Source organism: Ensifer sp. R-19 (genome assembly GCF_049905105.1).
GTDB lineage: Bacteria > Pseudomonadota > Alphaproteobacteria > Rhizobiales > Rhizobiaceae > Ensifer.
The window spans coordinates 1386149-1401377 of sequence record NZ_CP184569.1; the positions used below are offsets into that span (position 1 = coordinate 1386149).

The following is a 15229-nucleotide window of genomic DNA, read 5'->3' on the forward strand; positions in this document are numbered from 1 at the left end:
GTGCTCGCCAGACCTTTCGAAGGGGAAGAGCACAGTCAACGTGAAATGAAGGTTTGAACATGCAGGTTATCGAAACGCTCGCTCAAGGGCTGAAGCGCGAACTCAAGGTCGTTATCCCGGCCAAGGACATGGAAGCTCGGATGAACGAGCGCCTGGCCGAAGTGAAGGACCGTGTGAAGATCAACGGCTTCCGTCCGGGCAAGGTGCCGGTTGCGCACCTGAAGAAGGTCTATGGCAAGTCGATCATGGCTGACCTCGTCAATGAGATCGTCCGCGAGAAGCCGACCGAGATCCTGTCGGGCCGCGGCGAGAAGTCGGCGACCCAGCCGGAAGTCGCGATGACCGAGGACGAGGCCGAAGCCGACAAGATCCTCAACGCGGAAGCTGACCTCGAGTTCACCGTTGCCTACGAAATCATCCCGGCGATCGAACTCAAGGACGTGAGCGGCATCAAGGTGACCCGCGAAGTCGTCGAGATCGCTGACGAGGAAGTCAACGAGCAGATCCTGAAGATCGCCGAAAGCGCCCGCAGCTACGAATCGAAGAAGGGCAAGGCCGCTAACGGCGACCGCGTCACGATCGATTACCTCGGCAAGGTCGACGGCGTTGCCTTCGACGGCGGCAAGGACGAAGACGCTGAGCTGGTTCTCGGCTCCAACCGCTTCATCCCGGGCTTCGAAGAGCAGCTCGTTGGCCTGAAGGCCGGCGACGAAAAGACCATCACTGTCAACTTCCCGGCTGACTACCCGGCTGCAAACCTCGCCGGCAAGGAAGCGACCTTCGACATCACCGTCAAGGACGTCGCTGCCGCCCAGGACATCGAAATCAATGACGAACTGGCCACCAAGCTCGGCCTCGAATCGGCTGACAAGCTGAAGGAAATCGTCCGCGGCCAGATCGAAAGCCAGTACGGCAACCTGACCCGTCAGAAGGTCAAGCGTCAGATCCTCGACCAGCTCGACGAACTCTACCAGTTCGAAACGCCGGAGCGCCTCGTCGAAGCCGAATTCGAAAACATCTGGCGCCAGATCAACACCGACCTGCAGCAGGCCGGCAAGACCTTCGCTGACGAAGAAACCACCGAAGAAGAAGCCCGCGCCGAATACCGCAAGCTCGCCGAGCGTCGCGTTCGCCTCGGCCTGGTTCTTTCGGAAATCGGCGAAAAGGCCGGCGTCCAGGTCAGCGACGACGAACTGCAGCGTTCGCTGTTCGAACAGCTCCGCCAGTTCCCGGGCCAGGAAAAGCAGATCCTCGACTACTTCAAGAACACCCCCGGTGCTGCCGCTTCGCTGCGCGCTCCGCTGTTCGAAGAAAAGGTCGTCGACCACCTGCTCGGCGAAATCTCGGTAACCGACAAGACGGTTTCCAAGGAAGAGCTGACGGCTGACGACGAAGAGGGCGAAGGCAAGGCTGCCAAGAAGGCTCCGGCCAAGAAGAAGGCCGCTGCCAAGGCTGAAGCCGCCGAAGGCGAAGAAGCCGCCGCTCCGAAGAAGAAGGCTCCGGCCAAGAAGAAGGCCGCTGACGACAGCGCCGAGTAATCGGACCGAAGCCTTAGGAATCAAAAAGCCCTGCCGCTTGCGGCAGGGCTTTTTTCGTTTGAGGGGCGTCGGTGACGTCGCCGTCTCAGCGGCGTGGCGAAATGGCCCGGCCGATGTCCAGGAGGAGGGCGCGATGGTCGGAGACTTCCGGCCGTTCGACGACATCGAACCGGGCGACATCAACCTCGCCACTCACCAGCATGTAATCGGCAAAGCGGCCGCCCTTCAGATAGTGCGACGTCCGAGTATCCGTGTGGCCACGGGAAACGACCAGGTCAGTCAGCCCTAGCTCTGCGAGCACCTGAAAGGTCACGCTGTCCGGGAGCACGTTGAAGTCACCGCACACGACAAGCCGCTCATCGCCCGGCCAGACCTGACGGATGAGGTTTACCAGCGCGTCTGCCTGCGCGTGCCGTGCCGGTGTGTCGTTCTTGCCGCCGATCTCCCGTAGGCCATGCATCTGGGCGATGGTGATTGCCGTGCCGGCATCATGGTCGAACAGGCGGATGCAATGGGCATTGCGGGCACGTGGATGTGGCCCCCAGCCCTCGGATGAAAAGCTGCCATGCACGAAGCCGAGCGCCTGACCGATGACGGAATGGGAGCGTCGGACGAAGGTCGCGAGCCCAAATTCCGAGGCCACCGGCCTGTCGCCGTCAAAGAGCGTGCCGCGCGCCGTCGGGCAGAAGCAGCCATCATGCCAAGGAAGTGCTGCCGCGATCTCATCGAAGAGGTTGGCGCGCTGCGGCAGTTCGACATCTGTATCGCGATAGGTGAGCCATTCGGCGTCGGTCGTCGGCGACCGCGCGATCTCCTGCAGACACAGGACATCGGCGTCGACTTCCGCCAGATATCTCATCAATGGGGAATGGAGCTTGCCGCCCCAGGCATTGAGGGAAAGGATGCGCATGGCGTTCATGTCTCTTCATCAGGAGCGGCAAGGCTACCCGATTCGCTGGCATGGTGGCGTGCACGCAATCTTGAACGGCGCTCTGGGCGATAGGTGACAAAGCGGTATTGCTCGTCACCTATCGAATTGGATCCCTTTGACTGCCGTTGTCGTCGTTTGATGCGTGCTCAGATATGTCGCTAGCGGCTTACGCTTTCGGCAGTTCCTGCTTGATCTCGCCCATGCGGTTCCAGGCGTCGAGGCCGGCAATCTTGTAGGCTTCGGCAAGCGTCGGGTAGTTGAAGGTGTTCTCGACGAAATACTCGACCGTGCCCTTGAGGTTCAACACAGCCTGACCGATGTGGACCAGCTCGGTCGCGCCTTCGCCGATGATGTGCACGCCGAGAAGACGGCGGGTCTTCATCGAGAAGATCATCTTCAGAAGACCGGATTCGAGACCCATGATGTGACCGCGCGAGGTCTCGCGAAAACGGGCAATGCCGCATTCGTAAGGGATGCCGCGTTCCTTCACCTCTTCTTCCGAAAGGCCGCAGGTGGAGATTTCCGGCACCGCGTAGATGCCGTAGGGGAAATACTTCTGCGGTTCCATGGCAATCGCGCCGACAGCAACGCGAGCCGCAATGCGGCCCTGTTCCATAGAGGTCGAGGCAAGGCTCGGGAATCCGACGACGTCGCCGGCGGCATAGATGTTCGGGACCGATGTCTGGAACGTCTCCGGATTGACCTTGAGCCGCCCGCGGCTGTCTGCCTCGAGCCCGGCGGCCGGCAGGTTGAGCGTATCGGTTGCCCCCATGCGTCCGGCGGCGAAAAGCACCATGTCGGTGACGATCTTGCGGCCATTGTCGAGCGTCAGCAGGACCTTACCATCGTCGAGCCGCTCGACCGTCTCGGCCTTCTGTCCGAGATGCAGCTTCATGTTGCGATCGCGCAGCTGGTAGATGAAATCCTCGACGATCTCCTTGTCGATGAAGTCGAGCATCGTTGTCTTCGGGTCGATGACCGTCACGTGCGTGTCGAGCGCGCTGAAGATCGTCGCATATTCGATGCCGACGACGCCGGCGCCGATGACGACGAGCGAACGCGGCAGTTCTGCGATATCGAGCAGTTCGTCACTGTCGAGCACGCTCTTGCCGTCGAAGGGCATGTAGTCCGGACGGAAAGGCTTGGTGCCGACGGCAAGCATGATGCTGGTGCCTGAAACAAGCAGGGTCTCGCCGTCGTCCTTGACGACCTCGAGCGTGGTCGGATCGACGAAGCTTGCCTTGCCGCGCATCTGCTGCACGCGGTTACGGGCAAACTGGTGTTCGAGGACCTCGACCTCGTGATTGAGGGTGATGATCAGCCGTTGCCGGAGATCGTCGGCGCTGATCTCCTGCTTGACGCGATAGGCCCGCCCGTAGAAGCCCCGCTCGCGCCAGCCGGAAAGATTGAGCGCCGTCTCCCGCAGCGTCTTGGAGGGGATGGTGCCCGTGTGCACCGAAACGCCGCCGACGCGTTTTCCCTGTTCGATGACGAGGACCTTCTTGCCGAGCTTGGCGGCCTGGATGGCGCCGCGGCGGCCGGCGGGCCCGCTTCCGACGACGATGAGATCGAACTGAGTCATGGGCATTTCCGTTTGAAGGGAAGAATCGTTGTGCATCGCAAAAACTCTCGCTTGCAAGCGTCTATACCGTCAATGGCACGGTTTAATGAAGTGGTTTTCATAGCCGAAACAGCTGGATGAGAATATAAGGGAATGTGCGTATGCTTGGCTTCGTTACGACATGCCGGGCCCATCGGTGTCGTATTTGCCTGGGAGGGTGGCGATGGGATTGGAGCTGACGAACAGGGCGGTGCCGCAGCCTGACGACGAGGGCGTCATCCGGCAACCGGACCATCGGCCGGGTGTCGTTGCGGCGGCGGTCTATGAAAACGGCGTAAGGGTACGCGATATCGGCATCGAAGATGCCGGCAAATGGCGCTCGCGGCCGGGCGCGGTGGTCTGGATTGGGCTGCATGAGCCTGATGCGGAACTGCTGCGCCAGATACAGCAGGAGTTCGACCTGCACGACCTGGCGATTGAGGACGCCTGCAAGGCGCACCAGCGGCCAAAACTAGAGATCTATGGCGACTCGATCTTCGTCGTGGCGCGCACCGCGCACATGGTTGGTGACGAGATCGCCTTCGGCGAGACCCATCTCTTCGTCGGGCGAGGTTATGTCGTCTCGGTCAGGCACGGTGCGTCCACGTCCTACATGGCGGTGCGTCAGCGCTGCGAATCTTCCCCGGCAGCACTCGCCCATGGCGAAAACTATATCCTCTATTCGATCCTCGATTTCATCGTCGACAACTATATGCCGGTCATCGAGGCGATCCATGAGGAGGTCGAGGAACTGGAAGATCGGCTGTTGCGGGAGCGACTGGTCAAGGGTGACATCGAACGGCTCTACTTGATGCGCCGCAATCTTCTCAGGTTGCGCAATGCCGTGGTGCCACTCGTCGATGTCTGCCGTCGCCACGAGCACATCGATCTGCCAGGCATGGATGCGGCGCTGCAGCCGCTGTTCCGTGACGTGACGGACCACGTGCGCCGCGTCCAGGAGGATATCGATGCGTTGCGCGAGGTGCTTGCCTTTACCTTCGAGGCGAGCCTGATGGTCGGGCAATCCGAACAGACGGAAATTTCGCGCAAGCTGGCGTCCTGGGCCGCGATCCTTGCCGTGCCGACGGCGATAGCCGGTATCTACGGCATGAACTTCGACGATATGCCGGAGTTGAAGTTCCGCTACGGCTACTTCGTCGTGCTGGCGGTGATCATCGGTTTGTGCCTGACGCTCTTTCGCCTCTTCCGTCGCGCGAAGTGGCTCTGATCGCGCTGCGCCGTCAGAACAGGCGTAGGCCCTTCAGGCTGACATGCCCATCCTTGCCGATGATGATGTGATCGTGCACGGCGATCCCCAGCGGTTTCGCCGTTTCGACGATCAGCTTGGTCATGTCGATATCGGCGCGCGACGGCGTCGGGTCCCCGGACGGATGGTTGTGCACGAGAATGATCGCGGTGGCGGAGAGTTCGAGTGCGCGTTTGACCACCTCGCGCGGATAGACAGGCGTGTGGTCGATCGTGCCGGTCTGCTGCACCTCGTCGGCGATCAACGTGTTGCGCTTGTCCAGAAACAGGATCCGGAACTGCTCCTTGGTTTCGTAGGCCATTGCCGCGTGGCAATAATCGATGACGGCGCTCCAGGAGGAGAGAAGGTGCTTCTGGCGAAGCTCGCTTTTCAGGGTGCGATGGCCGATGGTGGAGATCAGCTTTAGGTCGAGGGCAACGGCCTCGCCGATGCCGTTCACCTCCTGCAATAGCGCAATCGGCGCGCCGAAGACGCCGGCAAGCGTACCGAAACGGCTGATGAGCGCCTTGGCGATCGGCTTGGTATCCTTGCGCGGGATCAGCCGGAACAAGAGCATTTCCAGGATCTCGTAGTCGGCCAGCGCCGCGTCGCCGTGCTCGCGGTAACGCGCCCGCAGCCGATCGCGATGGCCGTGATAATGCGCTTCGGGCGCCGGCGCCTTCTTGGCCGCCGGTCCGCCGTCCAACTGCAATTGCGGGAAAAACGTCCTCTCGTCCGCCGATGGCGTTTCGTCGCCTTCAGGGGAGATCGGACGCTTCTTCATGCAGCGCCGACGTTGTTGAGGCCCGGCTTGAACAGGCCTGCCGGCGACAGCGTGAAGATCTCGCACCCCGCGGCGGTCACGCCGACCGTGTGCTCGTACTGCGCAGAAAGCGACCGGTCGCGGGTAACAGCGGTCCAGCCGTCCGAGAGCACCTTCACATGCGGGCGGCCGAGATTGATCATCGGCTCGATGGTGAAGATCATGCCCTCGCGCAATTCGGGGCCCTCGTTTGCGCGGCCGTAGTGCAGGATGTTCGGCGCGTCGTGGAAAAGCTTGCCGACGCCGTGGCCGCAGAAATCGCGCACGACCGAGCAGCGTTCCGCTTCGGCATAGGTCTGGATCGCCTCGCCGATGGCACCGGTGCGAGCACCCGGGCGTACGGCGGCAATGCCGCGCATCAGGCTTTCATGGGTGACATCGAGCAGCCGCTCGGCCGCGCGCTTGATCTCGCCGACCGGATACATGCGGCTCGAGTCGCCATGCCAGCCATCGACGACATAGGTGACGTCGATATTGACGATGTCGCCCTCGCGCAGCGGCTTGTCGTTGGGGATGCCGTGACAGACGACGTGATTGATCGAGGTACAGGAGGACTTCGTGTAGCCGCGGTAGTTCAGCGTCGCGGGCAGGGCGCCATTGTCCATGCCGAACTCGAAAACGAAGCGGTCGATCTCGTCGGTCGTGACGCCCGGCTGAACGTGCGAAACGAGTTCGTCGAGGCAGCGCGCCGTCACCTGGCAGGCCTTGCGCATGCCTTCAAAATCTTCCGGTCCGTAGAGCCGGATAACGCCGGTGTTTTTGTAGGGGGCCGACCCTGCCTCGATGTAAGTCACCATTCCAAAGCTTTCATTTGTTCCAAGTCGGATTTCATAGAGCAGCGAGGGCGCCTTCGTCCACTGCCATCAATCCGGTCGGACGGATTTGCGTCGGCGATACCTGACATTTGATCGCATAGGCCTCGACCCCACGCGCCATGGCGCGATCGAAGGCTTGCGCATAGGCCGGATCGAAATCGCGGCAGATTCTCAAACGGTCGCAGTCGCCGCGCTGCACGAGATAGATCATGATGGCGCGGTGACCGGCTGCGACCATGTCGCCGAGTTCGTCGAGATGTTTGGCGCCGCGTGCCGTCGGGCTATCCGGAAACTCCGCGAGACCGGGCGTGCGACTGAAATGCACGTTCTTCACCTCGACATAGGCAAGGCCTCGATCGGCGTCGCTGAGCAGGATATCGATCCGCGAATTGCGGCCGTATCTCTGTTCCCGCGCGAAGCCTTGATATGTATGCAGATCGGAAACGAGGCCCAGCCGAATGGCTTCTTCAGCGAGTCGGTTCGGCAAGCCGGTATTGATCCCGACGAGTGTGCCGTCGGCTTCGACGATTTCGAGCATGTGACGGTATTTCCGCGTCGGGCTGTCGTGTTCCGACATCCAGATGCGCGAGCCCGGCGTCGTCAGGCCTCGCATCGAGCCTGTGTTCGGGCAGGAGCCGGTCATGGCGGTACCGTCGGGCTGGATCGCATCGAAGAGAAAGCGCTTGTAGCGCTGCACGAGGGTTGCCTGTGCGAGCGGCGGGTCGAAGATCAAGACATGTCCTGCAACTGTTTCATGCCCGGGCGCGAACGTACGAGCCCGGCGCTTCCTCGAGCGAATTCAGCGGGCCGCCGGGCTTGCGGGCCGGAACGCGCCTCTTGTCGAGCTTCTCGATCCATTGGTGCCAATGCGGCCACCAGGATCCCGGCGTTTCCTTCGCAGCCTTGAACCAATCGTCAAATTCGCCCTTTGGCGCGCCTCCGGTCCAGAACTGATACTTGCCCTTGTCCGGCGGGTTGACGACACCGGCAATGTGGCCGGAGCCGGAAAGCACGTAGGTGACCTTGCCGCCAAAGGAAGAGCTGCCCAGGAAAACCGACCGCGGCGGGGCGATGTGGTCTTCCTTGGTGGCGAGATTGTAGATCGGGATTTTCACGTCGCCGAGGGACACCTGCCGGCCCGCCAGCATCATCTCGCCCTTCGAGAGTTTGTTCTCGAGGTAGCAATTGCGCAGATAGAAGGAGTGGTTGGCGGCCGGCATCCTTGTCGAATCGGAATTCCAGTAGAGCAGGTCGAAGGGAAGGGGATCCTGCCCCTTGAGGTAGTTGTTGACGAAGTAAGGCCAGATCAGCTCGGAGGCGCGCAGCATGTTGAAGGCGGTCGCCATCTTCGAGCCGTCGAGATAGCCCGTCACGCTCATGTTCTGTTCGATCTGGCGAATCTGCTCCTCGTCGACGAAGACCTTGAGGTCGCCCGCATGGGTGAAATCGACTTGCGTGGTAAAGAGGGTCGCGGAGCGAATGCGATCGTCGCCTTCGGCGGCATGCAGCGCGAGGGTCGCCGCAAGCAAGGTGCCGCCGACGCAATAGCCGATGGCATCGACTTCGCGCTCGCCGGTCGCCTGCTCGACGATATCGAGCGCAAAGCCGATGCCTTCGCGCGCATAGGCTTCCCAGTCCTTGGTCGCATGCCGTTCATCCGGGTTCACCCAGGAGATCACGAACACCGTGTGCCCTTGGTCGACGGCCCATTTGATGAAGGATTTCTGCGGGTTGAGATCGAGAACGTAGAACTTGTTGATCCACGGCGGGCAGATCAGCAACGGACGCTTCAACACCGTCTCCGTCGTTGCTTCATACTGCAGCACCTGGCAGACGTCGCTTTGGGCGATGACCTTGCCTGGCGTGATTGCGATATTCTCGCCGATCGCGAACTTGCTGGTATCCGTCTGCCTCAGTTTGAGGTCGCCGCGGCCGGCGGCGACGTCCTCGGCGAACATCTGCATGCCCTTGACGAGGTTGGCGCCGTTCGATGCGACGGTTTCGCGATAGAGTTGCGGATTGGTGGTGACGAAGTTCGTGGGCGAGAGCGCGCTCGAAACCTGGCGGACGTAGAAAGCCGCCTTGTGCTTGGTGTGATCGTCGAGCCCTTCGGCGTCCTCGACCATGCGCTCGGCCCAATCCGACGTGACGAAATAGGCCTGCCGGATGAAATCGAAGAACGGGTTCTTCACCCAATCCTCGTCGGTAAAGCGCTTGTCAGTGCGCTGGAGAGCGGCAGGCTCCGGCATTCCGACGTCGCCGGACATGCGGTGGAGCGTCCGCGACCAGATCTCGAAGAAGCTGCCCATCAGGTGCGTCTGCGCTTCAAGCGTGCGCCGGGGATCGGAAAGCCAGTACTCGGAGACCTTGGAGAGTGTTTTCACCATGTCGGTGACGGGTTCGGCGAAGACGTCCGATTTCTGTCCCGATTCACGCGGCGCCAGCCAGGCGGAGGCTGCCTTGCCGAGTTGCTCCATGGCGCGGGCGAGGTTGATGGCGAGGCTTTCCGGGTCTTTGACGATATAAGGTTCGACGGATTTGGGGTCGAATCCCGTGAAGCCGTCCTTGCCAGCGGTGCCTTCCGCATTCCTCTCTGCTGTCACCCGGCGTCCTCCACAGCATCTTGTTTGTTTTGTATTTTTACATTCTGCCCGAAAATGATTACAAGGGCTAGCGCATCGTCGCGTGTCAAAACAGAGGTCGTCTTCAGTATGCTTGCCGTCGGAAAACAGCGTTCCATCACCTGGCTTGCCGGGATCGTTCTGCTAGGTACGCTTGCAGGCTGCAACAGTCAGAAGACAAACTTCGAGAACTATCCTTCGGTCTATGGCCAGAAGCCGGCCGCGACGACGCAGATGACCAATGAGGAGGCGGCCGACATGCAGGCGCGCCTGACGTCGCTTGGCGCTGCGCGCAAGTCCGGCGCGATCTCGGAGGCCGAATATCAGCGTCGTCTGAAAGAAATGCGTGCACTCGCCGAACAGCACGGTACCGACACGCTGAAAGAGATCCAGAATTAGCGCTTGCCTTTCCGGTGATTTGGACGCAAAGCGTTCAATGGCCGCATGGACGGCCGTTCACCACAGCGCACGGTTTCCCAAGGCTTGAGCCGCTGGCGGGAGCGTGCGCCAAATGAGGTTTGGAGATGGAAGAGTTTCACAAAGTCCGGCGTTTGCCGCCCTATGTTTTCGAACAGGTCAACCGTTTGAAAGCAAGCGCGCGAGCGGCCGGTGCTGACATCATCGACCTCGGCATGGGCAATCCGGATCTTCCCACTCCGCAGTCGATTGTCGACAAGCTCTGCGAGGCCGTTCAGGACCCGCGCACGCATCGTTATTCGTCGTCGAAGGGCATTCCCGGGCTGCGTCGTGCCCAGGCCGCCTATTACGCCCGTCGCTTCGGCGTCAAGTTGAACCCGGATACGCAGGTCGTCGCCACCCTGGGCTCCAAGGAAGGCTTCGCCAACATGGCGCAGGCGATCACAGCGCCCGGCGACGTGATCCTGTGCCCCAACCCGACCTATCCGATCCATGCCTTCGGCTTCCTGATGGCGGGCGGCGTTATCCGTTCGATCTCGGTCGAACCCGACGAAACGTTCTTCGGGCCGCTGGAACGCGCCGTGCGGCACTCGATCCCGAAGCCGCTGGCGCTGATCCTCAACTATCCGTCGAACCCGACGGCGCGGGTGGCAACGCTCGACTTCTACAAGGACGTAATCGCGTTCGCGAAGAAGCACGACATTATCGTGCTTTCCGATCTCGCCTATTCGGAAATCTACTTCAACGACGCGCCGCCGCCGTCTGTTCTGGAAGTTCCGGGCGCGATCGACTGCACCGTCGAGTTCACCTCGATGTCGAAGACCTTCTCGATGCCGGGCTGGCGCATGGGCTTTGCCGTCGGCAACGAACGGCTGATCGCAGCGCTGACGCGCGTGAAGTCCTACCTCGACTACGGCGCTTTCACGCCGATCCAGGTGGCGGCCACGCAGGCGCTGAACGGCGACGGCAGCGACATCGCCGAAGTCCGCAACGTCTACAAGCGCCGTCGCGACGTGATGGTCGAGAGCTTCGGCAAGGCCGGCTTCGAAGTGCCGCCGCCGGCAGCGACCATGTTTGCCTGGGCAAAGATCCCGGAAAAGTTCCGTCATCTCGGTTCGCTCGAGTTCTCGAAGCTCCTGGTCGAGAAGGCTGATGTGGCAGTTGCTCCGGGCATCGGCTTTGGCGAGCAGGGCGACGACTACGTGCGTCTCGCTCTCGTCGAGAACGAACACCGCATTCGCCAGGCGGCGCGCAACATCAAGAAATTCCTGTCGACTGCCGACGAGACGATGCATAACGTCATCTCGCTCAACGCACACAGGTGATTAAGACGGGAGGCGCGCTACGTGTGCGCCTCCTTCCACGCCGGCACCGCGGTTCTCGCGGCTCGCCCTCTACATGTTAGGAAATGGCTATGGCAGATGCCCTCAAAATCGGCATTGCGGGCTTGGGTACCGTCGGTGCCTCGCTCGTGCGAATCCTCCAGGATCGTCACGAGATGCTTGCGACAACGTGCGGGCGGGCAATCGAGACCACGGCCGTAACCGCGCGCGACCGCAACAGGGATCGCGGCGTCGATCTTTCGAAGGCCACCTGGTTCGGAGATGCCGTTTCGCTGGCGCGGGACGCCGATATCGACGTCTTCGTCGAGCTGATGGGCGGCTCGGGCGATCCGGCCTATTCGGCCGTCAAGGCGGCGCTTGAGCGCGGCATTCATGTCGTGACCGCCAACAAGGCGCTGCTTGCGGCTCATGGCATCGAACTCGCCAAGATCGCCGAGGAGAAGGGCGCGCTGCTTAACTACGAAGCGGCGGTTGCCGGCGGTATCCCGGTTATCAAGGCTCTGCGCGAATCCATGACCGGCAACACGATCTCGCGCGTCTACGGGATCATGAACGGTACCTGCAATTACATCCTGACGAAGATGGAGAAGGAAGAGCTTTCCTTCGAAGCCTGCCTCAAGGAAGCGCAGCGCCTCGGCTATGCCGAAGCCGATCCCGCCTTCGACATCGAAGGCAACGACACGGCGCACAAGCTGTCGATCCTCACGAGCCTTGCCTTCGGAACAGCGATTGCGGCCGACGACATCTACCTCGAAGGCATCACCAACATCTCGATCGACGACATCCATGCGGCAGCCGATCTCGGTTACCGGATCAAGCTTCTGGGCGTCGCACAGCGCACCGACAGCGGCATCGAGCAGCGCGTCCACCCGACGATGGTGCCCTATGATTCCGTCATCGCGCAGGTCGACGGCGTGACCAATGCGGTCGCGATCGAATCCGACATTCTCGGCGAATTGCTGATGGTCGGCCCCGGTGCCGGCGGCAATGCAACCGCCTCGGCGGTTCTCGGCGATATCGCCGACATTGCGAAGAGCCGTCCCGGCGCCCAGCACGTTCCGGCCTTCGGCCGTCCGACCAATGCGCTGCTTCCCTACAAGCGCGCACAGATCCAGAGCCACGAGGGCGGCTATTTCATCCGCCTGAAGGTCGTCGACCGCACCGGCGTTTTCGCCAGCATCGCCACCCGCATGGCGGACAACGGCATCTCGCTGGAATCGATCATGCAGCACTCCAAGCAACTCATGGAAGGCGGCGAGCCGCAGACGATCATCCTGGTCACGCATGCGACTTCGGAGCATTCCGTTCGCGATGCCATCAAGGCGATCAAGGGCGAGGGCTATCTGGTCGGCGAACCGCAGGTCATCCGCATCGAACGCCCGAAGGCGAACTGAGGACGGCATAGCCCTCAGGCCGCAAGGCACGACGGCGCGTAGCGCTGGACTGCCACCGATAGAATGGAAGCCTCGTCGTGCAAGCATGCCGGCGAGGCTTCCTGATTTGGGCAGGGCAGGAGGTTGGTGCCAAAAAGGGATCGCGGAACGTGGATCTCTGTGTATGTCGTTCCAAAAACGGTCACGATTTTCGGGGTTATGCGCTAAGAAACGTTAAGCGCAGGCGGGTGGACGAGCATGGAAGAATTGGTGGATCCGGTACAGCGGGCCTTTCTCGGCGTCGAGCAGTCGATCAGCGGTCAGCGCTGGGTGTCGCGCCTTGATCAGGCCGGCCAGAACCGGGCGCTCGCCATCAGCCAGGTCCACGGCTATTCCGATCTGCTCGGTCGCGTGCTTGCCGGCCGCGGTGTCGTGCTTGACGACGCGGCGAGCTTCCTCGATCCGACGCTGCGGTCGCTGATGCCGGATCCCGATACGCTCACCGATTGCCGCAAGGCCGCCGATCGCCTGGCAGTGGCCATCAAGCGGCGCGAAAAGGTCGTGGTCTTCGGCGACTATGACGTCGACGGTGCCGCCTCTTCGGCACTGATGACCCGCTTCCTCCGTCATTTCGGCATCGATGCGGAGATCTATATTCCCGATCGGATATTCGAGGGTTACGGGCCGAATCCCGTGGCCATCGAACAACTGATCGACAACGGCGCCGAACTTATCGTGACCGTCGACTGCGGCTCGACGAGCCATGAATCGCTCGCGGTGGCGGCGAAACGCGGCATTGATGTGGTCGTCATCGATCACCATCAGGTTGGCTCAGCGCTGCCGGCCTGTCATGCGCTCGTCAATCCCAACCGGGAGGACGATCTTTCCGGGCAGGGACATCTCTGCGCCGCCGGCGTCGTCTATCTCGTTCTCGTCAACACGCTGCGCGTTCTCCGCAATGCCGGCGATGGCCGTGTTGCATCCTTCGATCTGCTGGCCCAGCTCGATCTGGTGGCACTGGCGACCGTCTGCGATGTCGTGCCGCTCAAGGGCCTCAATCGGGCCTATGTCGTCAAGGGACTGATTGCCGCGCGGCACATGGGCAATGTTGGGCTCGCGGCGCTGCTGAGGAAGGCGGCGATCGGTGGCCCGGTCACGCCCTATCACCTGGGATTTCTGGTGGGGCCACGAATCAATGCCGGTGGCCGCATCGGCGACGCCGCGCTCGGCAGTCGCCTTCTGGCGATGGACGATGCCGGAGCGGCGGAAAAGATCGCGGCACAGCTTGATGAACTCAACCGCGAACGCCAGGCCATGGAAGCCGCCATGCTGGCCGAGGCAGAGGCCGAGGTTCTTGCGGAGTACGGCACCGGTGAGGGCGCCTCGGTGATCGTTACGGCGCGCGAAAACTGGCACCCCGGCATCGTCGGGCTGCTCGCCGCCCGCATCAAGGAAAAATTCCGCCGGCCGACCTTTGCCATCGCCTTCGATCCGAATGGGCGCGGTACCGGCTCTGGCCGTTCGATCAATGGCTTCGACATGGGCAAGATGGTCCGGGCGGCGGTTGATGGGGGCCTGCTGGTCAAAGGCGGCGGTCATGCGATGGCCGCTGGCCTCACGGTGGAGCGTGCGAAGCTCGGCAAACTCCGACAATTCTTCGAGGAGCGTGCGGAGGCGGCAGTGCGCGACCTCGTCGCCATCCAGACGCTCAAGGTTGATGGCGCGCTCGCCGCCTCCGGCGCGACGCTGGATCTCATCGACCTCCTAGAGCAGGCCGGCCCCTACGGCTCGGCGCATCCGCAGCCCGTCTTCGCATTCCCGCAGCATCGGCTGCGCGACAGCCGACAGGTGGGCGCCAACCACATCAAGGTGACGCTGGAAGGCCAGGACGGCAGCCGGCTCGACGGGATTGCGTTCCGGGCAACGGAGACGCCACTCGGCGATTTTCTGCTCGCGAGCCGCGGCACGTCTATTCATGTGGCAGGTTCGGTCTCGGCGGACCTTTGGCAAGGCCAGCGCCGCGTGCAGCTACGCGTCACGGATGCGGCGAGGGCCCTGTAACCTCGCCGAACAGGAATAGCTCAGATTTGAGCGGCGGCTGGTGCTCTTGCGAGCAGGGATTGGCACGCCCAACGGGACTCGAACCCGTGTTGCCGCCGTGAGAGGGCGGCGTCCTAACCGCTAGACGATGGGCGCCCATGCTTCTGACTGATGAACTTGCAACGCAGTCTTGCGTCCGTGAGCAATTCAGCTGCGGATATTATGCTTTTTCAGCGCAAACGACGACATAAATCCAACTGCATCGCTCCGGCGACAAGGTCGCGAGATTCGATCGAAAGTGAGCCGCAAGCGCAAGTTTGCTGCGTAGCTATATTGGAGATGTGGGGGAGAAATTCAACACAGTGGCACGCCCTAGGGGAGTCGAACCCCTCTTCCCAGAATGAAAATCTGGTGTCCTAACCGATAGACGAAGGGCGCACTTGCTGTGTGGGCGCCTTATAGCCAGCGACTCTGGATACCGC

At 61.8% G+C, this 15229-nt stretch carries 12 protein-coding genes and 2 tRNA genes; 6 read left to right on the top strand and 8 right to left on the bottom strand.

The window, feature by feature from the left end; genetic code table 11:
* Window positions 1-59 precede the first annotated feature (59 nt).
* Window positions 60-1538: a trigger factor gene (tig, locus tag ACN9MO_RS06805; protein WP_057255849.1), complete on the top strand. Its 1479-nt coding sequence runs from the start codon at window positions 60-62 to the stop codon at window positions 1536-1538.
* An 85-nt stretch (window positions 1539-1623) separates the two neighbouring features.
* Here tig and ACN9MO_RS06810 read toward each other — a convergent pair whose 3' ends face one another.
* Window positions 1624-2448 (bottom strand): endonuclease/exonuclease/phosphatase family protein, encoded by an 825-nt coding sequence (locus ACN9MO_RS06810; RefSeq protein ID WP_057256075.1) that lies wholly within the window; start codon window positions 2446-2448, stop codon window positions 1624-1626.
* 187 nt (window positions 2449-2635) lie between these two features.
* Window positions 2636-4051 (bottom strand): Si-specific NAD(P)(+) transhydrogenase, encoded by a 1416-nt coding sequence (gene sthA / locus ACN9MO_RS06815; RefSeq protein WP_057255851.1) that lies wholly within the window; start codon window positions 4049-4051, stop codon window positions 2636-2638.
* Between the two features lie 202 nt (window positions 4052-4253).
* Between sthA and ACN9MO_RS06820 the strand changes: the two genes are divergently transcribed.
* Window positions 4254-5297, top strand: coding sequence for a magnesium and cobalt transport protein CorA (locus ACN9MO_RS06820; protein WP_082640668.1), 1044 nt, complete (start codon window positions 4254-4256; stop codon window positions 5295-5297).
* A gap of 13 nt (window positions 5298-5310) precedes the next feature.
* Here the strand turns inward: ACN9MO_RS06820 and radC are convergent, their stop codons facing one another.
* Genes radC through phaC form a run of 4 tightly spaced genes read right to left on the bottom strand, consistent with a single transcriptional unit; the run spans window position 5311 to window position 9556 of the window.
* Window positions 5311-6099 carry a RadC family protein gene (radC, locus tag ACN9MO_RS06825; RefSeq protein ID WP_113131811.1) on the bottom strand — a complete coding sequence of 263 codons (789 nt, stop codon included), beginning with the start codon at window positions 6097-6099 and terminating at the stop codon, window positions 5311-5313.
* Window positions 6096-6935 carry a type I methionyl aminopeptidase gene (gene map / locus ACN9MO_RS06830; protein WP_113131812.1) on the bottom strand — a complete coding sequence of 280 codons (840 nt, stop codon included), beginning with the start codon at window positions 6933-6935 and terminating at the stop codon, window positions 6096-6098. The genes radC and map overlap by 4 nt, the downstream gene beginning before the upstream one ends.
* A 31-nt stretch (window positions 6936-6966) precedes the next feature.
* A complete protein-coding gene (sfsA, locus tag ACN9MO_RS06835; RefSeq protein ID WP_113131813.1) occupies window positions 6967-7686 on the bottom strand; it encodes a DNA/RNA nuclease SfsA in 720 nt (239 codons plus the stop codon).
* Window positions 7687-7705: 19 nt separating this feature from the next.
* Window positions 7706-9556, bottom strand: coding sequence for a poly(3-hydroxyalkanoate) polymerase subunit PhaC (phaC, locus tag ACN9MO_RS06840; protein WP_058320630.1), 1851 nt, complete (start codon window positions 9554-9556; stop codon window positions 7706-7708).
* Between the two features lie 108 nt (window positions 9557-9664).
* On the opposite strand from phaC, the gene ACN9MO_RS06845 reads away from it, so the two are divergent.
* The 4 genes from ACN9MO_RS06845 (at window position 9665) to recJ (ending at window position 14768) form a co-directional block, all read left to right on the top strand.
* Window positions 9665-9973: a hypothetical protein gene (locus ACN9MO_RS06845; RefSeq protein ID WP_057255859.1), complete on the top strand. Its 309-nt coding sequence runs from the start codon at window positions 9665-9667 to the stop codon at window positions 9971-9973.
* 125 nt (window positions 9974-10098) lie between these two features.
* On the top strand, window positions 10099-11316 hold the full coding sequence (locus tag ACN9MO_RS06850; RefSeq protein WP_058320631.1) for an LL-diaminopimelate aminotransferase: 1218 nt from the start codon (window positions 10099-10101) through the stop codon (window positions 11314-11316).
* A gap of 89 nt (window positions 11317-11405) precedes the next feature.
* Window positions 11406-12728 carry a homoserine dehydrogenase gene (locus tag ACN9MO_RS06855; RefSeq protein WP_058320632.1) on the top strand — a complete coding sequence of 441 codons (1323 nt, stop codon included), beginning with the start codon at window positions 11406-11408 and terminating at the stop codon, window positions 12726-12728.
* Window positions 12729-12965: 237 nt separating this feature from the next.
* Window positions 12966-14768, top strand: coding sequence for a single-stranded-DNA-specific exonuclease RecJ (gene recJ, locus ACN9MO_RS06860; protein WP_113131814.1), 1803 nt, complete (start codon window positions 12966-12968; stop codon window positions 14766-14768).
* A 60-nt stretch (window positions 14769-14828) separates the two neighbouring features.
* Here the strand turns inward: recJ and ACN9MO_RS06865 are convergent.
* Together ACN9MO_RS06865 and ACN9MO_RS06870 are read right to left on the bottom strand one after the other, a co-directional pair.
* Window positions 14829-14903: transfer RNA gene (locus ACN9MO_RS06865), tRNA-Glu, on the bottom strand.
* A gap of 207 nt (window positions 14904-15110) precedes the next feature.
* A tRNA-Glu gene (locus tag ACN9MO_RS06870) sits at window positions 15111-15185 on the bottom strand.
* Between the last annotated feature and the right edge of the window lie 44 nt (window positions 15186-15229).